The sequence below is a fragment of the Buchnera aphidicola (Brachycaudus cardui) genome (assembly GCF_005081945.1).
GTDB lineage: Bacteria > Pseudomonadota > Gammaproteobacteria > Enterobacterales > Enterobacteriaceae > Buchnera > Buchnera aphidicola_AN.
Genome location: NZ_CP034879.1, coordinates 36,603 through 57,640, shown reverse-complemented (window position 1 = coordinate 57,640; position 21,038 = coordinate 36,603). Strand labels below are relative to the sequence as shown.

Genomic DNA, 21,038 nt, shown 5'->3' with positions numbered 1-21,038 from the left:
ATAAAATAAAATCATTAACTGAGCATTTAAAAAATTTTAAATGCTAGTTAATAACTATATCTTTTTTTAATAAAATATTTTTCAATTAATATTTAATCTTTTCTTTGCGTCTATAATTTCTTGATGTACTTGACATGGTGCTACACCTCCTTTAGATAATCTTTTTTCAAGACAAGATTCTAAAGTAATATTCTTGTATATATCATCTTCGATAAGATTACTATAAATTTTAAATACAGATAACTGTAAATTATTTAAAGATTTTTTTTCACTAATTGCTCGAAGTACTAATTGACCAGATATATTATGTGCTTCACGAAAAGTTAAACCTTTTTTTACTAAATAATCAGCAATTTCTGTTGCGTTAGAATAACTTTCTTCTGCAGCTTGTCGACAACATTCAGTATTGATTTTTATATTTTTCAAAATTAATACTGCTATACAAAGACAATCATTCCACGTTTTTATTGAATTAAATAAACCTTCTTTATCTTCTTGCATATCTTTATTATAAGATAAAGGAAGAGCTTTCAATACCACTAAAATAGAATTCAAAGAACCATAAACACGACCACATTTACCTCTAATAAGCTCTAATGCATCTGGATTTTTTTTCTGTGGCATTAATGATGAACCAGATGTAACTAAATCAGATAATTCAATAAAATTTGCTTCTCCAGAATTAAAAAAAATCAAATCTTCAGAAAAACGAGATAAATGCATCATACAAATAGAAGCACAGGATAATAATTCAATAACATAATCTCGGTCAGAAACACTATCTAGTGCATTATTACTTGCTGAGTTAAAACCCATAGAAGCAGCTAATTCTTCACGATCAATTTTCCATGCGGCTCCAGAAAGAGCGCCAGAACCTAAAGGACTAATATTTAATCGTTTTAAAACATCTTTTAAGCGACTTTCATCTCGTCTTAACATTTCTACATAGGCTAGGCACCAATATGAAAAAGTAATAGGCTGAGCACGTTGTAAGTGAGTATATCCTGGTATGATAACGTTATAATTAGCTTCAGCAATTAAAATAAAATGTTTCTGTAAATTAACAAGATTACTTAATATAATATGAACTTCATTTCTACACCATAATCTTAAATCAGTAGTGATTTGATCATTTCGACTACGACCTGTATGTAATTTTTTTCCCAATTGTCCAATTTTATTAATAAGGTTTAATTCAACCCAACTATGAATATCTTCACAGTCACTTGTAAGAATATTTTTAATATTATCTTTAATTTCTGTTAATAAAGAAAGTAGTCCAGATTCTATTTTTATTTGCTCTTCTGCCGTAAGAATATTACTCTTCATTAAAGCTTTAGACCAAGCAATTGAAGCAATTATATCTTCTTTTACTAAAATATAATCAAAAGATAAAGATGTATTAAATTTTTTAAATAATTTATGAGATTCGTTAATGAATCGTCCACCCCAAAGCACCATGTTTTTTCTCTATAAAACTGTAATTAAATAATATTAATCTTATAGTTGATCACTATATTTTACAAAACTATTTTAATTTATTTTTTGCACGTATTCTCGAAGAAAGAGAAAAAAGACGAATAAAACCATCAGCATCAGACTGTTTATAAACCTCATCTTTTCCAAAAGTAGCATATTCTGGAGAATATAATGTATTAGGAGAATATTTTTGGACAGAAGTAACACTACCTTTATATAACTTTAATATAACTTCTCCATTGATTGAAGATGATAGTGAATCAGCAGCAGCTTGTAAAGATTCTCGTATTGGAGAAAACCAACGTCCATCATAAACCACTAAAGACATTTCTAAGCCAATTTTTTCTCTCCATTGAAAACTTTCACGATCTAAAACTAACTGTTCAATCGCTTTTATAGCTGCTGTAATAATAGTTCCGCCTGGTGTTTCATAACAACCTCTAGACTTAATACCAATTAATCTATTCTCAATGATATCAATTCTACCAATTGCATGTTTAGAACCAATTTGATTTAATTTTTCTACGCATTTTAATGGGTTTAATTCTTGATTATTAATTGCAACCACTGAACCTTCTTTCAATCTTAATGAAATATATTCAGCCTCTTCTGGAGCATCTTCAGGCTCTACTGTCCAACTCCAACAATCTTTATTAGATCGATTCCAAGGATCTTCAAGTAAACCACCTTCGGTCGAAATGTGCCAAATATTTTCATCTTTACTATAAATTTTTTCTAATGTTGCTGTTGTAGAAATATTTCTTTCCTCTAAATACTTTAATAATGATTCTCTTGAATGTAGCTTCCATTCTCTCCATGGAGCAATAACATGTAAATTAGGCGCTAATGCTGCATAAGACATTTCAAATCGAATTTGATCATTACCTTTACCAGTCGCGCCATGACATAGTGCATCTGCTCCAACTTTTAATGCAAGTTCTACTTGTTTTTGTGCAATAATAGGTCGAGCTAGTGCTGTACCCAATAAATAGCTACCTTCATATAAGGCACCAGTTTTTAAAATAGGATATACATAATTTTTGATAAACTCTTCTTTTACATCAGACACATAGCAACTAGATGCACCTGATTTTAACGCTTTTTTTTCAATACCAAATAAATCTTTTTTTGATTGCCCTATATTAGCAACAAAAGCAATGACTTCAACATTATAATTTTCTTTAAGCCATGGAATAATTGCTGAAGTATCTAAACCACCAGAATATGCTAAAACTACTTTATTAATTTTTCTACTAATCATTGTAAACCTACTAAGTTATAATAAATTATACAAAAACTCGAGTACCAATATTCATTCCATTAAATAATAATTCTAGCGAATCTGTATTTTGCCAACTTGCTATATCTACAGGACGCTGTAAAATACGTGCCGCTTCTAAAGCTGCATTTACTTTAACAATCATACCATTGGTTATAATGCCTTGTGTAATTAATTGTTTAGCTTTTTCACTATTAATTTCTTCAATTCTTTGTCCTTTTCCATTTAATATTGAGCTGATATCAGATAATAAAATTAAATTAGCCTGTAAAGTAGTTGCTAAAGCAGTTGCTGCTAAATCAGCATTAACATTCATTAATAAACCATCATTTGTAATTCCTATAGAACTAACAATAGGTAATACTCCTTCGTCACATAATTTTGTCAAAAATAATGGTGACCCTGGTTTAGCCTTACCTACATGCCCTAAATCTTGATCTAGCATTTCTACATTAACACTATTTCCATCTGCTAAACATAACCCTACAGCGTTAATATGGTATTTCAATGCCCATGCAAGAAGAGTTTTATTAGCAGTTCCAGCCAACGCACCTGTAATAATATTAATATGATCATAAGGAGTAACACGCAAACCATTTTTCTTTTTAACTGGTAAAGAAAGTTTTTCCATTAAATCGTCAATTAAACGACCTCCTCCATGGATGATTAATATATGACGTTTATAAGATTTCCTATAATCAACTAAAGCTTTAAATAAACGCATCATAGCATCGTCACTTTCTAAAAGAACACCACCTAATTTAATAACTAAAGGATTCATCATAAATATCTCATTGTTAATTAAAGAATTGATTCTGTTTCCGGAAAACCAAAACGAATATTAAAACATTGTACTGCTTGAGCTGCAGCTCCTTTTAATAAATTATCTTCAGCAGCTACAATCACAATATAATTATCTTTAATGGTAAAACCAATATCACAAAATGGCATTTTTTCAACTGTTTTTATGCTGGGTAAAAATTTTTTATATATACGAATCAACGGTTTATTTTTATAAAATTTATAGAAAATATTATATACATCAACTTCTTGAATATTATCTTTTAATTTACATGTAATAGTAGTGATTATTCCACGATAAAATGCACCAAGATGAGGGATAAAAATTACTGGAATTCCTAAATGTTCTATAATTTCAGGAGTATGACGATGAGTAAAAATATTATATGGTTGTAAACTAACTTGGCAAAAACTATTTGTAATATTAGATTTTCTACCAGCACCACTTACACCACTAATAGCATTAATAATTGGTATATTCTGACTACAAAGAATCTTTTCTTCTACTAGAGGTCTTAATGCTAACTGAACACAGGTTGCATAACATCCTGGAACCGAAACTAAAGATGCTTTTTTTATTTCTTTTTCTTTCCATTCAGCTAATCCATAAACAGATTTTTCTAAAATTTTTTTATATTTATGAATAAATCTATAATAATCTGTATAAATCTTGCAATCTCGTACTCTGTATGCAGCTGAAAGATCAAATACGATACAACCAGAAGATAAAAAAAATGGGACCATATCATGACTAACATTATGATCAGTGGCTAAAAAGACAACATTAATATCTTGATCTACTAGATTAAAATCACTTATAGATTCAAATCGTAAATGTATCATATCTGTAAACTGATGATGAACATCTGAAAACATTTTACCTATATCTAAACTATTTTTTGAGACAAATATTTTTTTTATATTAGCAAATCGATGACGATGCATATAATTCACTAACTCTGCACCAGCATATCCACTAGCACCAACAATTAATACATTCAACATAAAATAAATAAACCTTAAATAAACACAATAACTATTTATAAAAATATTGTATTAAATTTTATAACAAAAATATATTTGATATTATTAATATTGATAAATTATGTATTTATGAATAAAATATTGTTAATATCAATCATGATAGATATTAATTAAATATTATATGATAAGAAAAATACCTTCGTTTATTGAAATATATAAATCCTTGATTAAAATTCCTACAATTAGTAGCACTAATCAATTAATAGATCAAAGCAATAAAAATTTTATTGATTTATTGTCTAATTATTTATGTGACTTGAAATTTTCAATAAAAATTGATCATATCCCAAATACTAATAAGTTTAATATGCTGGCTCGAATTGGTTCAGGATATGGAGGATTGCTTCTATCTGGACATTCAGATACTGTTGATTTTGATGAAAATACATGGACAAAAAACCCTTTTATTTTAACTGAAAGTGATAATAAATTTTATGGATTAGGAACAGTAGACATGAAAGGTTTTTTTGCTTGTATACTAGAAGTATTATCCTTTATAGATATAAAAAAAATAAAAAAACCAATCTATATTCTTGCCACTGCCAATGAAGAAACAGATATGTCTGGAGCAAAATACTTTATACAATCTAATATTATTCAACCAGATTGTATAATCATTGGAGAGCCTACATCTTTAGAGTTAATTAATGCACATAAAGGACATTTATCTTATTCTATTGAAATAATAGGAAAAACTGGACATTCTAGTAATCCTGATAATGGTATTAATAGTATTGAAATTTTACATAATATTCTTGAAAAATTGCTTGATTTAAAAATATATCTAAAAAAAAAATATCAACATAAAAATTTTTCTGTTCCATATCCAACTATGAATTTATCTTATATAAATGGAGGTGGTGCAATTAATCGAATTTGTTCTTTATGTACATTAAATTTTGAAATAAGACCCACACCAGGACTGACTTTAACACAAATTGAAATTTTAATTCAAGCAAAGTTACAGTCTATTATGACTCGATGGTCTAATCGTATTGTTATAAAAAAACTTTTTGCTTCTGTTCCTGCTTATGAATGTTGTCATACAAATAAGGCTATAAAAATAGTAGAAAAATTATGTAATTTAAATAGTAAAGCCGTAAATTACTGTACAGAAGCACCCTTTTTTGAAAAAATAGCACCTACTTTAATACTAGGTCCTGGTTCTATCGAACAGGCACATCAACCAGACGAGTATTTAGATACTTTTTTTATTCAACCAACTAAAAATATTTTGAATAAATTAATATATACGTTTTGTTATTAAAATAATTTTTTATAAACCTAACATACGACAAACAGAATAAATTACTTCAGATTGATTTAAAGTGTAAAAATGAAAGTTTTTAACACCTTCAGAAGATAGATTTTTCACCATATCTATAACTATACTAGAACCTATAATTTTCTGTACAGCTATATCATCATCTAGTCCATAAAATATTTCAAACATCCATTTAGGAATGTGAACATTAGTCATCTCTGCAAAACGTTGTAATTGTTGGAAATTATAAACTGGTAAGATACCTGGTATAATTTCAACATTTATATTATTTTTAATACAATTATCGCGAAAACGAAGATAGCTTTCAACATTAAAAAAAAACTGAGTAATTGCTCTATTTGCACCTGCATCAATTTTCTTTTTTAAACTCATAATATCAAATTTAGCATCTTTTGATTCTGGATGAAGTTCAGGATAAGCTGCTACAGAAATATCAAAATCAGCAATTTTTTTTAATAAAATAACTAAATCTAAAGCATACATTTTATGCCTATAATTTTTTTTTAATGTATCTCCTCTTAATGCCACAATACTTTGAATCCCATTATTCCAATAATCTTGTGCTATTCTTTTTAATTCATCAGGTGTAGAATCCACACAAGTCAAATGTGCAGCTGTAATCACTTGTGTTTTCTTATTTATTTTCTTTACAATTTCATATGTTTTTAGACGTTCACCGCTATTTGCACCATAAGTAACAGAAAAAAATTTTGGTTTTAATTTACTAAGTTGCTCAACTGAAAACCAAAGATTTTTTTCTAAATTAATACTTTTAGGAGGAAAAAATTCAAAAGAACAGTTTATAATGTGACCAAGATTCTCTTTTTTTTGATATACTATATTTTGATGATATTTGGAAAAATTCTGCATTATTATCACTCCATTAAAAAATAATTTAAAATTACTATATAGTTAAAAAATAATTTAAAATTACTATATAGTTAAAAAATAATTTAAAATTACTATATAATTAAAAACATCTAATTCTTAATATAATAACTAAATAATATTATTATTTGATTACATATGTATAAAAAAAAATATTCTTCTAATCAGTCATTAAAAGATTTAAACACATTTAGAATGGATGTAACAGCAAAAAAAATTATTTTTATTAAAACAATTCAATCATTAATTCATATATTGCAAATTTGTAAAATATCTCAAATTCCTTATATTATTTTAGGAGAAGGAAGTAATATACTTTTTTTAAAAAATTATAGAGGAATAATTATTATTAATCGAATTAAAGGCATTAAAATTATAGAAAAAAATAATTCCTGGTTAATACATGTATATTCAGGAGAAAAATGGCATGATTTAGTTAAATACACATTAAATGTAGGTATTTTAGGATTAGAAAATTTAGCATTAATTCCTGGTTGTATCGGATCAGCAGCAATGCAAAATATTGGTGCCTATGGGTTAGAGTTTAAAGATATTTGTCAGTATGTTGATATTATATCTTTAAACAATAATATTCTTTCAAATAAAAATAATACGATAAGAATCAATTCAAATTCATGTGATTTTTCTTATCGAAATAGTATTTTTAAACGTCAATACCACGCAGAATCTATTATTATTGCAGTTGGTATAAAAATATCAAAAAAATGGCATCCTATTACATGTTCTGCATTATCAAATTATATCAAATCAAAATATATTACAGCATATAAAATATTTAATATTATATGTAAAATACGCATAAAAAAATTACCTGATCCTAAAAAAATAGGTAATGCTGGAAGTTTTTTTAAAAATCCAATTATTTCAAAAAAACATGCTCAACAACTAATATCTTTATACAATCTTCCAAATTATCCTCAAATAAATGGATCAGTAAAAATTTCTGGAGGATGGCTAATTGAAAATTGTAAATATAAAAATATTCAAATTGGTGATGCAGCTATACATAAGCAAAACAAACTGATATTGATTAATATAAAAAAAGCTACTTCGCAAGAAGTACTTCAATTAGCAAAAAAAATATATTCACATATTTTAAAAAAATTTCATATACGTTTAGAACCTGAAGTCGATTTCATCGGATCAAAAAGAAAAATAAAAGCATCAGATATTTTTAAGTAAAAAAATAAAAAACACTAAAAAAATAATTATATTATTCCCAATAAAATAAAATTTTTTATAAAAAACTTGCAATAAAAATGAAAAATTATATAATATGAATTCTTAGAAATTATTTTTTTAAAATATTTCTTATTTTAATTAAAAACTAATAAAAAATGCCGGCTTAGCTCAGCAGGCAGAGCAACTGACTTGTAATCAGTAGGTCACCAGTTCAATTCCGGTAGCCGGCATAAATATTTATTTTTCAGGTGGGGTTCCCGAGCGGCCAAAGGGAGCAGACTGTAAATCTGCCGTCATAGACTTCGAAGGTTCGAATCCTTCTCCCACCACAATATATATTATATTAATATATATTACAAAAAAGATTATAAAAATGCGGACATCGTATAATGGCTATTACCTCAGCCTTCCAAGCTGATGATGCGGGTTCAATTCCCGCTGACCGCTAAAATAAATTGCTGATATGGCTCAGTAGGTAGAGCACACCCTTGGTAAGGGTGAGGTCCCCAGTTCAATCCTGGGTATCAGCATATATTTATTCATATTTATTATTAAAAAATAAACCTACTTTATTTTCTTTTAATATTTTACTTTAATTTTTTAATGTAAAATCATTTATCATCAATCTCACCCAATAATTTATTTTTAAATCATGCTAAATTTCCTTTAAAAAAATTTTAGACTTATTTTAAAAATATTTTACTTTTTTCAACTTTCTATTAACACAAAAATTTTTATATAAATAAAGAAGAATAAATGTTTAGTACATTAGCATATTTTTTCTATATTATTTTATAATTTTAGGAGAAGCTATGAAAAAAAATACCTATCATCAAAATGAATCTAAAATTTTAGAAAAAATAAAATGGTTATCTGTATCTATATTCTTTATTCTATCTTTTATAATTAACTACTACTTTCACGAAATACACTTACTTATTCGAATATTTATTATATCGTTTTTATTTCTCTGTGCTATTAGCATCTTATTATGTACAAAAAAAGGAAAATCTATCTCTTCATATATCAAACTGTCAAAAAAAGAAATGCAAAAAATAATATGGCCTACATATAAAGAAACTTTATATACTACACTTATCGTGATTTCTGTAACAATTGTTATATCTCTTCTTTTATGGAGTGTAGATAATATTATATTCCGTTTAATAGCATTTATTATTAGTTTAAGGTTCTAAAAAATGCATCAGAGTGCAAAAAAAAAATGGTATGTATTACAAGCTTTTTCTGGTTTTGAAGGTCGAGTGGCACAATCAATACGAGAACATGTAAAATTAAATAAAATGGAAAATTTATTTGGAGAAGTAATGGTCCCTTCTCAAGAAGTGATTGAAATTCGAGGTGGACAACGCAGAAAAAGTGAATATAAATTTTTTCCTGGATATGTTTTAATTCAAATGATAATGACAGACTCTACTTGGCATTTAATTAGAAATGTTCCTAGAGTACTAGGATTTATAGGTGGAAAATCAGATAAACCTTCACCTATTAGTGATAAAGAAGTAGAAATTATTATTAATAGACTACGTCAAATTGGTGATAAGCCAAGACCTAAAACTTTGTTTGAACCTGGAGAGATGATTCGTGTAAATGATGGTCCTTTCTCAGACTTTAATGGTGTTGTAGAAGAAGTTGATTATGAAAAAAGTAGACTTAAAGTTTCTGTTTCAATTTTTGGAAGGTCTACTCCTGTAGAACTCGATTTCAGACAAGTTGAAAAAAACTAAAATATTCTTCTTTTTATGAAAACAAAAATATTTTATATATTATTTAGAGAATAAAAAAAATGGCGAAAAAAATACAATCTTATATTAAACTTCAAGTTCCAGCAGGAACAGCTAATCCTAGCCCACCAATTGGACCTGCATTAGGTCAAAAAGGTGTTAATATTATGGAATTTTGTAAATTATTTAATAAAAAAACAGAAAACATAGAAAAAGGACTACCTATACCAGTAATTATTACAGTTTATTCTGATCGTTCATTTACATTTATTACAAAAACACCTCCAGCTTCTATTTTATTAAAAAAATTTTCTGATATAAAAAAAGGATCTAGTAAAACAAAAATAGAACCAATAGGGAAGATAAATCGATCAAAAATTAAAGAAATAGCAACAATTAAAAATTGTGATATGACAGGTTCTAATATTGAAAGCATAATGCGTTCTATTGAAGGTACTGCTAAATCTATGGGTTTAATTATTGAGGAATAATAGATGACTAAAATTACTAAACGCATAAAAAATATTAAAAATAATATTAATTTACAGCAATCATATAACATTGATGAATTAATAGTATTATTAAAACAATCATCAAAAGTAAAATTTGATGAAAGTATCGATATCGCTATCAATTTAGGTATCAATTCAAAAAAATCTGATCAAAATATTCGAGGTTCAACAGTTCTGCCTAATGGTCTTGGACGATCTATTAGAGTCGCTGTATTTACTCAAGGTGATAATATTGAAATAGCTAAAAAAGCAGGTGCAGAACTAGTAGGAATGGAAGACTTAGCTGAAAAAATAAAAAAAGAAGGTGTAAATTTCAATGTTGTTATTGCTTCACCTGATGCAATGAAAGTCGTAACACAGTTAGGACAAATATTAGGACCACGTGGTTTAATGCCAAATCCTAAATTAGGCACAATAACAAGTAATATTGGCGAAGCTATCAAAAATGCTAAAACAGGACAAGTTCGTTATCGTAATGATAAATACGGTATTGTGCATTCTACACTTGGTAGAATTAGTTTTGATAAAAATCATATAAAAGAAAATTTTAATGTATTTTTAGAATCTATCAAAAAATCAAAACCTCCTCAATCAAAAGGAATATACATCAAAAAAATAGTACTATCGACTACTATGGGTATAGGATTAATTGTTGATCAATCTAGTTTAGCTATTTAATCAAATGATTTTCACTTTACGATATAAAAAAAATTATCTATAATAGTATCCCCATTTTTTAATCAGTATATAAAATTATTTCTAACATTATATGTTTATCACTTTAAGAAATTTATTTTATGGTCATATTGTGATAATACTTATATGCTGTTTAAAAAAAAGTATTTCTCTCTAGAGGAGAATCTGATAAATGGCATTAAATCTTAATGAAAAAAAAATAATTGTTTCAAAAATTAATAAAATATCGAATATTGCACTATCAGCTGTGACTGCAGATTCTCAAGGTATTTCAGTAAATAAAATAAATCAATTACGAAAATCTGGACGTGAAATTGGAGTGAAAATGAGTATTGTTCGAAATACTCTACTATCTTTAGCAATTAAAAATACTAATTTTGAATGTTTAAAAAAAAAAATAAAAGGCTCTACTTTCATTGCTTATTCTATGACACATCCAGGTAGTGGTCCTAGATTATTTAAAGAATTCTCAAAAAAAAATACACATTTCAAAATTACAGGAGCAGCTTTTGAAGGGAAATTACTCTCTATTGTAGAAATTAATCAACTAGCAGATATGCCTACTTATAAAGAAGCAATAATAAAACTTTTATTTATATTAAAGATGTCAATTGCTGGAAAACTTATTTATACATTATCTGCTATAAAAAAGAAAAAAGAAACCTCTTAAAGGTTATTATTTTTGATGTATTCAATACATCTAAAATAATTCTAATTCTTATTAGGAATTATTGTTATGTCTATTACTAAAGAACAAATCTTAAACGCTATATCGGAAATGTCAGTTATAAATGTTGTAGATCTAATTTCTGCAATGGAAGAAAAATTTGGAGTTTCTGCTAGTATGCCTATTAATTCCAATAATAATAATGAAAAAGATTTACAGGAAGAAAAAACAGAATTTGATATTTTTTTAAAAGTGATTGGACCAAATAAAGTATCTGTAATTAAAACCGTACGAAGCGCAACTGGACTAGGGCTAAAAGAAGCTAAAGACTTAGTAGAATCAGCTCCAACAGTTTTAAAAGAAAACATTAGTAAAGAAGATGCAGAATCACTCAAAAAAACATTAGAAGATGTTGGTGCAGAAATAGAGATTAAATAAAAAAATATTTAATGTTATAATTTAATTAATTTTCAAGCACGGCTGGTGATTTTACTCACCAGCCTTTTTGATGAAACAAAATTCAATTTCTTCTTCAAAAACATTTCATCATAGGTTAATAAAAGTAATTATAAAAAACAATCAAAATTCTCTAAGAAATATTGAAAATATCTCTCCCTTCAGATAAAAAGATAAATTTATTTTAACTTATCTATCAGCGAGCTTAGGAACCCTATGGTTTACTCTTATACTGAAAAAAAACGTATTCGTAAAGATTTTGGCAAACGTCCTCAAGTTTTAGATATACCATATCTTCTTTCAATTCAACTAGATTCTTTTAAAAAATTTATTGAACCAGATTTAGAGGGTCAACATGGATTAGAAGCAGCTTTTCGTTCTGTTTTTCCAATTCAAAGTTATAATGGGAATTCTGAACTTCAATATGTTAGTTATCGTTTAGGAGAAGCAATATTTGACGTAAAAGAATGTCAAATAAGAGGTGCGACTTATTCAGCGCCTTTAAGAGTAAGATTACGTCTTGTCATTTATGAACGTGATGCATTAGAAGCTAATGTTAAAGATATTAAAGAACAAGAAGTTTATATGGGTGAAATACCACTAATGACTGATAATGGAACATTTATAATAAATGGAACAGAAAGAGTTGTAGTTTCTCAGTTGCACCGTAGTCCTGGAGTTTTTTTTGATAGTGATAAAGGCAAAACACATTCTTCAGGAAAAGTACTCTATAATGCACGTATTATTCCCTATAGAGGATCTTGGTTAGATTTTGAATTTGATCCAAAAGATAATTTATTTGTGAGAATTGATAGGCGTCGTAAACTACCAGTGAGTATTATATTACGAGCTCTAAATTATAATACAGAAGAAATTTTGAATCTATTTTTTGAAAAAAATATTTTTCAGATCGAAAAAAATATAATTCAATTAGAATTAGTGCCTGAAAGACTAAGAGGTGAAACTGCATCTTTTGATATTCAAAAAGATGGCAAAATATATGTAGAAAAAGGTCGTCGTATTACTGCTAGACATATTCAAGAACTAAAAAATAATAAAATTAAATCTATCAATGTTCCAGTAGAATATATTTTAGGAAGAATTGTATCTAAAAATTATTTTGATAAAAAAACAGGTGAAATAATTATTTTTGCTAATACTGAATTATCTCTAGAAATATTAGAAAAACTACAACAATCAGGTTTTAATCTTATTGAAACACTATTTACTAATGATTTAGATCATGGTCCATATATATCAGAAACACTACGTATAGACTCTGCTCATGATCGTACAAGTGCTTTAATAGAAATATACCGAGTTATGAGACCTGGTGAGCCTCCTACTAAAGAAGCAACAGAAAATTTATTTGAAAATTTATTTTTTTGTGAAGATCGATATGACTTATCTTCTGTTGGTAGAATGAAATTTAACAGATCTCTTCTACGTCAAGAAATTGAAGGATCATCTACTTTAAACAAAGAAGATATCATTGATGTTATAAAAAAAATAATTGATATACGAAATGGAAAAGGAGAAATAGATGATATTGATCATTTAGGTAACAGACGTATTAGATCAGTAGGAGAAATGGCAGAAAATCAATTTAGAATTGGTTTAGTAAGAGTCGAAAGAGCAGTAAAAGAAAGATTATCTATTGGTGATTTAGATACTATTATGCCACAAGACATGATAAATGCTAAACCAATATCAGCTGCTGTTAAAGAATTTTTTGGATCTAGTCAATTATCTCAATTTATGGATCAAAATAATCCTTTATCAGAAATTACACATAAAAGACGAATTTCAGCATTAGGACTAGGCGGTTTAACAAGAGAAAGAGCAGGATTTGAAGTTAGAGATGTTCATCCAACACATTATGGACGAGTATGTCCTATAGAAACACCAGAAGGTCCTAATATTGGACTAATTAATTCTTTATCTGTCTATGCTCAAACTAATTCATATGGATTTTTAGAAACACCGTATAGAAAAGTACGAAATGGATTAGTTACTGAAGAAATAAATTATTTATCTGCTATAGAAGAAGGTAATTATATCATTGCCCAAGCAAATACTAATCTTGATAAAAATGGTTTTTTTACTGATGATTTAGTAACTTGTAGACATAAAGGCGAATCTAGTTTATTCAATTGCAATCAAGTTAATTATATGGATGTTTCTACTCAACAAATTGTATCTGTAGGTGCATCTTTAATACCTTTTCTTGAACATGATGATGCAAATAGAGCATTAATGGGTGCAAATATGCAACGTCAAGCAGTACCTACTCTTAAAGCAGATAAACCTTTAGTGGGAACTGGAATGGAAAGAGCAGTCGCAGTAGATTCAGGTGTTACTGCTGTAGCTAAAAGAAGTGGATTTATTCAATATGTAGATGCCTCTCGTATTGTTGTTAAAGTTAATGAAAAGGAAATGCATTCAGAAGAAGCTGGAATAGATATTTATAATTTAACTAAATATACTCGATCTAATCAGAATACTTGTATTAATCAACAACCTTGTGTCAATTTAGGTGAAAAAATTAAAAAAGGTGATGTTTTAGCTGATGGACCATCTACTGATTTAGGCGAACTTGCATTAGGACAAAATATGCGAGTAGCATTCATGCCTTGGAATGGATATAATTTTGAAGATTCTATTTTAGTATCAGAAAGAATTGTTCAAGAAGATCGTTTTACTACAATTCATATTCAAGAATTGTCATGTATATCAAGAGATACTAAATTAGGACCAGAAGAAATTAGTGCAGATATACCTAATGTAGGAGAAGCTGCTCTATCAAAATTAGATGAATCAGGAATTGTATATATTGGAGCTGAAGTAACTGGAGGTGATATCTTAGTAGGAAAAGTAACTCCAAAAGGAGAAACGCAACTGACACCAGAAGAAAAATTATTGCGAGCTATTTTTGGTGAAAAAGCATCAGATGTAAAAGATTCTTCATTACGAGTTCCTAATGGAGTATCAGGCACTGTAATCGATGTGCAAATATTCACAAGAGATGGTGTAAAAAAAGATAAAAGAGCTTTAGAAATTGAAGACATGCAACTTAAAAAAGTAAAAAAAGATCTGACAGAAGAATTTAAAATATTTGAATCTAGTTTATTTACTCATATTAAAAAAATTCTTATATCTTTTGATATTAAAATAGATCAACTTAATAATTTATCTTATGAAAAATGGTTATCAATCGAAATAAAACAAAAAGACCAACAACAAGAAATAGAAAAACTTGCAAAACAACATAATGAGTTAAAAGAAGAATTTAATAAAAAAATTGAAATAAAACGTCGAAAAATCACACAAGGAGATGATCTTGCTCCAGGTGTTTTAAAAATAGTAAAAGTATATTTAGCAGTCAAGCGTCAAATTCAACCTGGTGATAAAATGGCAGGACGACATGGAAATAAAGGAGTTATTTCTAAGATTAATCCTGTTGAAGATATGCCTTATGATGAAAATGGTATACCAGTCGATATCGTCTTAAATCCTTTAGGTGTTCCTTCTCGCATGAATATTGGACAAATACTTGAAACACATTTAGGAATGGCAGCTAAAGGTATCGGCAATAAAATTAATAACATGATAAAAAAACAAGAAAAAATATCTAATTTAAGACAGTTTATTCAAAAAGCTTTTAATTTAGGAGATAATTTACGCCAAAAAATAGATCTAGACACTTTTTCTAATGAAGAAATTTTATGTTTAGCAAATAATTTAAAAAATGGTATGCCTATTGCTACGCCTGTATTTGATGGTGCACAGGAAAATGAAATAAAAAAATTTTTAAAATTTGCAGATTTACCTACATCTGGACAAATTACACTTTTTGATGGCAGAACAGGGGAAAAATTTGAAAGACCAGTCACAGTGGGTTATATGTATATGTTAAAATTAAATCATCTAGTTGATGATAAAATGCATGCTCGTTCTACTGGTTCTTATAGCTTAGTTACTCAGCAACCATTAGGCGGTAAAGCTCAATTTGGTGGACAACGTTTCGGTGAAATGGAAGTTTGGGCGCTAGAAGCATATGGAGCTTCTTATACATTACAAGAAATGTTAACTGTAAAATCTGATGATGTGAATGGAAGAACTAAAATGTATAAAAACATCGTAGATGGTAATCATCAAATGGAACCTGGTATGCCAGAATCGTTTAATGTTTTATTAAAAGAAATTCGTTCGTTAGGTATTAATATTGAATTAGAAAGCGAATGATATAATTAAACTATTCTAAAACAGTAAAAATATTTATAGATTTATTACCCTACAAGTTTCACTCCGACGGGAGCTAATGCGTGAAAGATTTACTAAAATTTCTTAAATCCCAAACTAAAAATGAAGATTTTGATGCTATCAAAATTTCATTAGCTTCACCTGATATGATTAGGTCTTGGTCGTTTGGTGAAGTAAAAAAACCTGAAACAATTAATTATCGTACATTTAAACCTGAAAGAGATGGGCTATTTTGTGCTCGTATTTTTGGTCCAGTTAAAGATTATGAGTGTTTATGCGGTAAATATAAAAGATTGAAACACCGAGGTGTTATTTGTGAAAAATGTGGAGTTGAGGTTACACAAAGTAAAGTAAGACGTGAACGAATGGGTCATATAGAACTGTCTTCACCTACAGCTCATATTTGGTTTTTAAAATCTTTACCATCGCGTATAGGTTTATTGTTAGATATGCCTTTAAGAGACATTGAAAGAGTATTATATTTTGAATCTTATGTTGTTATAGAAGCTGGTATGACTACTCTTGAAAAAAACCAGATTTTAACAGAAGAACAATATTTAGATGCTTTAGAAGAATTTGGAGATGAATTTCATGCAACAATGGGAGCAGAAGCGATTCAATGTCTATTAAAAGACATGAATCTAATACAGGAATGCGATACGCTAAGAACTGAATTACATGATACTAATTCAGAAACAAAAAGAAAAAAATTAACGAAAAGAATTAAATTGTTAGAAGCTTTTATTCAATCTCATAATAAACCGGAATGGATGATTCTTACTGTATTACCAGTATTACCACCTGATCTAAGACCGTTAGTACCATTAGATGGAGGAAGATTTGCTACATCTGATTTAAATGATTTATATCGTAGAGTAATTAATAGAAATAATCGTCTTAAACGTTTATTAGATTTAGCTGCTCCAGATATTATTGTACGAAATGAAAAAAGAATGTTACAAGAAGCGGTAGATGCCTTATTAGATAACGGAAGAAGAGGACGAGCTATTACAGGATCTAATAAAAGACCTCTTAAATCATTAGCTGATATGATTAAAGGAAAACAAGGAAGATTCCGACAAAACCTTCTAGGAAAACGTGTAGATTACTCAGGTCGTTCAGTAATTACTGTAGGTCCTTATCTCCGCTTACATCAATGTGGATTACCTAAAAAAATGGCATTAGAACTTTTTAAACCATTTATATATGGAAAATTAGAAGTACGTGGTTTAGCTACTACTATTAAAGCAGCAAAAAAAATGGTAGAAAGAGAAGAAGCAGTAGTATGGGATATTTTAGATGAAGTTATTCGTGAACATCCAGTTCTCTTAAATCGTGCACCTACTTTACATAGATTAGGAATACAAGCATTTGAACCTGTACTCATCGAAGGTAAAGCAATTCAACTACATCCATTAGTATGTGCAGCTTATAATGCTGATTTTGATGGAGATCAAATGGCTGTACATGTTCCATTGACTCTAGAATCACAATTAGAAGCTAGAGCTTTAATGATGTCTACTAATAATATTCTTTCACCAGCTAATGGAGAACCTATTATTGTACCTTCTCAAGATGTTGTTTTAGGGTTGTATTATATGACTCGTGAAAAAATTAATGGCAAAGGTGAAGGTATGCTATTAAATGGTTCAAATGAAGCAGAAAAAGTATATCGTTTAGGCATTGCTGAATTGCACTCTTTAGTAAGAGTAAGAATAATAGAATATCAAAAAAATAAAGATAAAAATTTTACTTCAGTCACAAAAATAATTCATACAACTGTAGGTCGAGCAATTTTATGGATGATTGTTCCTAAAGGTCTTCCATTTAGTATTGTCAATCAAACTTTAGGAAAGAAAGATATCTCTAAAATGCTCAATACCTGTTATCGTATTTTAGGACTTAAACCTACTGTTTTTTTTGCTGATCAAATAATGTACACTGGATTTGCTTATGCAGCAAGATCTGGAGCTTCAGTTGGTATTGATGATATGGTTATACCAGAAAAAAAAGCAAATATTATTAATGAAGCAGAAATTGAAGTTGCTGAAATACAGGAACAATTTCAATCTGGATTAGTTACAGCAGGTGAGAGATATAACAAAGTTATTGATATTTGGGCAGCATCTAATGAAAGAGTAGCTAAAGCAATGATGGAAAATTTATCTACAGAAACTGTAATAAATAAAAAAGGTAAAAAACAGAAACAAATATCTTTTAATAGTATTTTTATGATGGCTGACTCAGGTGCCCGAGGCTCTGCTGCACAAATTCGTCAATTAGCTGGGATGAGAGGATTAATGGCAAAACCAGATGGATCTATTATTGAAACACCAATCACAGCTAATTTTCGAGAAGGTTTAAATGTATTACAATATTTTATTTCTACTCATGGAGCACGTAAAGGACTAGCTGATACAGCATTAAAAACTGCTAATTCTGGATATTTAACTCGTCGTTTAGTGGATGTAGCACAAGATTTAGTGGTTACAGAAGATGATTGTGGTACACATGAAGGAATTTTAATGACTCCATTAATTGAAGGAGGTGATGTAAAAGAACCATTACGTGAACGTGTTTTAGGCCGTATTACAGCAGATAATGTTATCATTCCTAATACTCAAAATATTTTAATTCAAAGAAACACACTACTGAACGAAAAATGGTGTGATATTTTAGAAAATAATTCTATAGATAATGTGAAAGTAAGATCAGTAGTTAATTGCGATACTGATTTTGGTGTTTGTTCTTATTGTTATGGTAGAGATTTAGCACGAGGTAATTTAGTCAATAAAGGAGAAGCTATCGGAGTCATTGCTGCTCAATCTATCGGAGAACCCGGAACACAATTGACTATGCGAACCTTTCATATTGGTGGTGCAGCATCTAGAGCTGCAGCAGAATCTAGTATTCAAGTAAAAAATCAAGGTGTTATACACCTTAATAATGCTAAATTCGTAACTAATTCTGCAGGGAAAATAGTTATTACTTCTAGAAATGTAGAATTAAATATTATTGATAATTTTGGAAGAACAAAAGAAACTTATAAAGTTCCTTATGGAGCAATTATGGCTAAAGGAAATAGTGAAAAAGTTAACTCTGGAGAAACAGTAGCAAAATGGGATCCTCATACTATGCCTGTAATCACTGAAGTTAATGGTTTTGTTCGATTTGTAGATATGATAGATGGTCAAAGTATTACAAGACAGGCAGATGAATTAACAGGATTAACTTCTATAGTAATATTAGATACCGCAGAAAGAATGTCTATTGGTAAAGATTTAAGACCAGCATTAAAAATAATTGATTGTAATGGACAAGACGTTCTTATTGCAGGAACAGATATGCCAGCTCAATACTTTTTACCTGGAAAAGCTATTGTTCAGTTAGATGATGGAGTTCAAATCAGTTCAGGTGATACTTTAGCGCGAGTACCTCAAGAATCAGGAGGAACTAAAGATATTACTGGAGGACTTCCAAGAGTAGCAGATTTATTTGAAGCTAGACGACCAAAAGAACTAGCTATTTTAGCTGAAATTAGTGGTATTATATCGTTTGGAAAAGAAACAAAAGGTAAAAGAAGACTAGTTATAACACCAGTAGACGGTAGTGATCCTTACGAAGAAATGATACCAAAATGGAGACAATTAAATGTATTTGAAGGAGAAAGAGTCGAAAGAGGAGATGTTGTGTCTGACGGCCCTGAATCACCACATGATATTCTTCGTTTAAGAGGTGTTCAAGCTGTAACTAGATATATTGTTAATGAAGTACAAGAAGTATATCGTCTACAAGGTGTTAAAATTAATGATAAACACATTGAAGTCATTATAAGACAAATGCTTCGTAAAGCTACTATAGTAAAATCAGGAGATTCTGATTTTTTAAACGGTGAACAAGTTGAATTTTCTCGTATAAAAATTTCAAATCGTATATTAGATAAAAAAAAGAAAATATCTGCTACTTTTTCAAGAGATTTATTAGGTATTACAAAAGCTTCACTTGCTACAGAATCTTTTATATCTGCAGCTTCATTTCAAGAAACTACAAGAGTATTAACTGAATCTGCAGTTGCAGGAAAAAGAGATGAATTAAGAGGATTAAAAGAAAATGTTATTGTTGGACGTTTAATTCCTGCAGGTACAGGATATGCATATCATAAAGAACGTTTAAAACGTCGTGAAAAAAAACATAGTAATCTAGTAGTTAATAGCTCTCAAATTAGTGTTGAGGAAGCTTCTGCTAGTCTTTCAGAATTATTAAATTCTACTCTTACAAAAAATAATTATACTTAATATTTTTTAAATATATCTAAATTATGGCTGCTCTTAAAAGCAGCCAAAGCAAAAAAATAATAATTTATATTGATTAATTAGTATATCAATCAGTATGATAACAAAATATTAATTTATACATTTAAAAATAGTAATAATTATATAATCAGCTTATTTATTAAAATAAATAATATTATAGTATTATTTGTTTCCGAACTATAATTAAAAATTTTTAAAAATATTAATTTAATACTTCTTAATTCATCAAATTAGTGATGTGTATTAGTTGCTTTATTGCTGTATAGAAATAAATTATTTGATTGAGTAAAATAAATATTTTAATAAAAAATTAATATTAATTTTCATATATAAAAAATTATTACTTTAAAAGTATATGCTATCTGTTTTATTATGACGATGTATATTATACATTAAAAATTTTTTTTAAT

At 28.3% G+C, this 21,038-nt stretch carries 15 protein-coding genes and 4 tRNA genes; 14 read left to right on the top strand and 5 right to left on the bottom strand.

Features of this window, described 5'->3' with window-relative positions; genetic code table 11:
- Positions 1-81: 81 nt before the first annotated feature.
- The 4 genes from argH to argC form a co-directional block, all read right to left on the bottom strand.
- Positions 82-1,461 carry an argininosuccinate lyase gene (argH, locus tag D9V67_RS00260; protein WP_158358941.1) on the bottom strand — a complete coding sequence of 460 codons (1,380 nt, stop codon included), beginning with the start codon at positions 1,459-1,461 and terminating at the stop codon, positions 82-84.
- 67 nt (positions 1,462-1,528) lie between these two features.
- Positions 1,529-2,740 (bottom strand): argininosuccinate synthase, encoded by a 1,212-nt coding sequence (locus tag D9V67_RS00255; RefSeq protein WP_158358939.1) that lies wholly within the window; start codon positions 2,738-2,740, stop codon positions 1,529-1,531.
- Between the two features lie 25 nt (positions 2,741-2,765).
- Positions 2,766-3,539 carry an acetylglutamate kinase gene (gene argB / locus D9V67_RS00250; protein WP_158360059.1) on the bottom strand — a complete coding sequence of 258 codons (774 nt, stop codon included), beginning with the start codon at positions 3,537-3,539 and terminating at the stop codon, positions 2,766-2,768.
- Positions 3,540-3,559: 20 nt separating this feature from the next.
- Complete coding sequence (argC, locus tag D9V67_RS00245; protein WP_158358937.1) at positions 3,560-4,564, bottom strand: N-acetyl-gamma-glutamyl-phosphate reductase; 1,005 nt, start codon at positions 4,562-4,564, stop codon at positions 3,560-3,562.
- Positions 4,565-4,724: 160 nt separating this feature from the next.
- On the opposite strand from argC, the gene argE reads away from it, so the two are divergent.
- A complete protein-coding gene (argE, locus tag D9V67_RS00240; protein WP_158358935.1) occupies positions 4,725-5,870 on the top strand; it encodes an acetylornithine deacetylase in 1,146 nt (381 codons plus the stop codon).
- Between the two features lie 9 nt (positions 5,871-5,879).
- On the opposite strand, the gene metF is transcribed toward argE, so the two are convergent.
- Positions 5,880-6,758, bottom strand: coding sequence for a methylenetetrahydrofolate reductase (metF, locus tag D9V67_RS00235; RefSeq protein ID WP_158358933.1), 879 nt, complete (start codon positions 6,756-6,758; stop codon positions 5,880-5,882).
- A gap of 156 nt (positions 6,759-6,914) precedes the next feature.
- On the opposite strand from metF, the gene murB reads away from it, so the two are divergent.
- The 13 genes from murB (at position 6,915) to rpoC (ending at position 20,610) form a co-directional block, all read left to right on the top strand.
- The gene (murB, locus tag D9V67_RS00230) at positions 6,915-7,979 is read left to right on the top strand and encodes a UDP-N-acetylmuramate dehydrogenase (RefSeq protein WP_158358931.1); all 1,065 of its coding nucleotides are present in this window, start codon (positions 6,915-6,917) and stop codon (positions 7,977-7,979) included.
- Positions 7,980-8,136: 157 nt separating this feature from the next.
- Positions 8,137-8,209 (top strand) — tRNA-Thr (locus D9V67_RS00225).
- Between the two features lie 17 nt (positions 8,210-8,226).
- A tRNA-Tyr gene (locus tag D9V67_RS00220) sits at positions 8,227-8,308 on the top strand.
- 46 nt (positions 8,309-8,354) lie between these two features.
- Positions 8,355-8,426: transfer RNA gene (locus D9V67_RS00215), tRNA-Gly, on the top strand.
- Between the two features lie 10 nt (positions 8,427-8,436).
- Positions 8,437-8,509, top strand: a tRNA-Thr gene (locus D9V67_RS00210).
- Positions 8,510-8,791: 282 nt separating this feature from the next.
- Positions 8,792-9,175: a preprotein translocase subunit SecE gene (gene secE, locus D9V67_RS00205; RefSeq protein ID WP_158358928.1), complete on the top strand. Its 384-nt coding sequence runs from the start codon at positions 8,792-8,794 to the stop codon at positions 9,173-9,175.
- Between the two features lie 3 nt (positions 9,176-9,178).
- On the top strand, positions 9,179-9,724 hold the full coding sequence (gene nusG, locus D9V67_RS00200) for a transcription termination/antitermination protein NusG (RefSeq protein ID WP_158358927.1): 546 nt from the start codon (positions 9,179-9,181) through the stop codon (positions 9,722-9,724).
- Positions 9,725-9,783: 59 nt separating this feature from the next.
- Positions 9,784-10,212, top strand: a complete 429-nt coding sequence (gene rplK / locus D9V67_RS00195; protein ID WP_158358925.1) for a 50S ribosomal protein L11 — start codon at positions 9,784-9,786, stop codon at positions 10,210-10,212.
- Positions 10,213-10,215: 3 nt separating this feature from the next.
- Positions 10,216-10,911, top strand: a complete 696-nt coding sequence (gene rplA, locus D9V67_RS00190) for a 50S ribosomal protein L1 (protein ID WP_158358923.1) — start codon at positions 10,216-10,218, stop codon at positions 10,909-10,911.
- A gap of 190 nt (positions 10,912-11,101) precedes the next feature.
- Entirely contained in the window at positions 11,102-11,599 is a 498-nt protein-coding gene (gene rplJ / locus D9V67_RS00185; protein WP_158358921.1) for a 50S ribosomal protein L10, read from the top strand.
- Positions 11,600-11,665: 66 nt separating this feature from the next.
- Positions 11,666-12,034, top strand: a complete 369-nt coding sequence (rplL, locus tag D9V67_RS00180) for a 50S ribosomal protein L7/L12 (protein WP_158358919.1) — start codon at positions 11,666-11,668, stop codon at positions 12,032-12,034.
- 234 nt (positions 12,035-12,268) lie between these two features.
- Positions 12,269-16,297, top strand: a complete 4,029-nt coding sequence (gene rpoB, locus D9V67_RS00175; RefSeq protein WP_158358917.1) for a DNA-directed RNA polymerase subunit beta — start codon at positions 12,269-12,271, stop codon at positions 16,295-16,297.
- Positions 16,298-16,377: 80 nt separating this feature from the next.
- Entirely contained in the window at positions 16,378-20,610 is a 4,233-nt protein-coding gene (rpoC, locus tag D9V67_RS00170) for a DNA-directed RNA polymerase subunit beta' (protein ID WP_158358915.1), read from the top strand.
- Positions 20,611-21,038: the final 428 nt, after the last annotated feature.

What these genes read in the sequence shown, in the direction of transcription:
- murB (WP_158358931.1), top strand. Translation starts at nt 6,915, where the DNA reads ATGTATAAAAAAAAATATTCTTCTAATCAGTCATTAAAAGATTTAAAC.
- rplK (WP_158358925.1), top strand. Translation starts at nt 9,784, where the DNA reads ATGGCGAAAAAAATACAATCTTATATTAAACTTCAAGTTCCAGCAGGA.
- rplA (WP_158358923.1), top strand. Translation starts at nt 10,216, where the DNA reads ATGACTAAAATTACTAAACGCATAAAAAATATTAAAAATAATATTAAT.
- argE (WP_158358935.1), top strand. Translation starts at nt 4,725, where the DNA reads ATGATAAGAAAAATACCTTCGTTTATTGAAATATATAAATCCTTGATT.
- argH (WP_158358941.1), bottom strand. Translation starts at nt 1,461, where the DNA reads ATGGTGCTTTGGGGTGGACGATTCATTAACGAATCTCATAAATTATTT.
- D9V67_RS00255 (WP_158358939.1), bottom strand. Translation starts at nt 2,740, where the DNA reads ATGATTAGTAGAAAAATTAATAAAGTAGTTTTAGCATATTCTGGTGGT.
- rpoB (WP_158358917.1), top strand. Translation starts at nt 12,269, where the DNA reads ATGGTTTACTCTTATACTGAAAAAAAACGTATTCGTAAAGATTTTGGC.
- argB (WP_158360059.1), bottom strand. Translation starts at nt 3,539, where the DNA reads ATGAATCCTTTAGTTATTAAATTAGGTGGTGTTCTTTTAGAAAGTGAC.
- rplL (WP_158358919.1), top strand. Translation starts at nt 11,666, where the DNA reads ATGTCTATTACTAAAGAACAAATCTTAAACGCTATATCGGAAATGTCA.
- metF (WP_158358933.1), bottom strand. Translation starts at nt 6,758, where the DNA reads ATGCAGAATTTTTCCAAATATCATCAAAATATAGTATATCAAAAAAAA.
- nusG (WP_158358927.1), top strand. Translation starts at nt 9,179, where the DNA reads ATGCATCAGAGTGCAAAAAAAAAATGGTATGTATTACAAGCTTTTTCT.
- secE (WP_158358928.1), top strand. Translation starts at nt 8,792, where the DNA reads ATGAAAAAAAATACCTATCATCAAAATGAATCTAAAATTTTAGAAAAA.
- rplJ (WP_158358921.1), top strand. Translation starts at nt 11,102, where the DNA reads ATGGCATTAAATCTTAATGAAAAAAAAATAATTGTTTCAAAAATTAAT.
- argC (WP_158358937.1), bottom strand. Translation starts at nt 4,564, where the DNA reads ATGTTGAATGTATTAATTGTTGGTGCTAGTGGATATGCTGGTGCAGAG.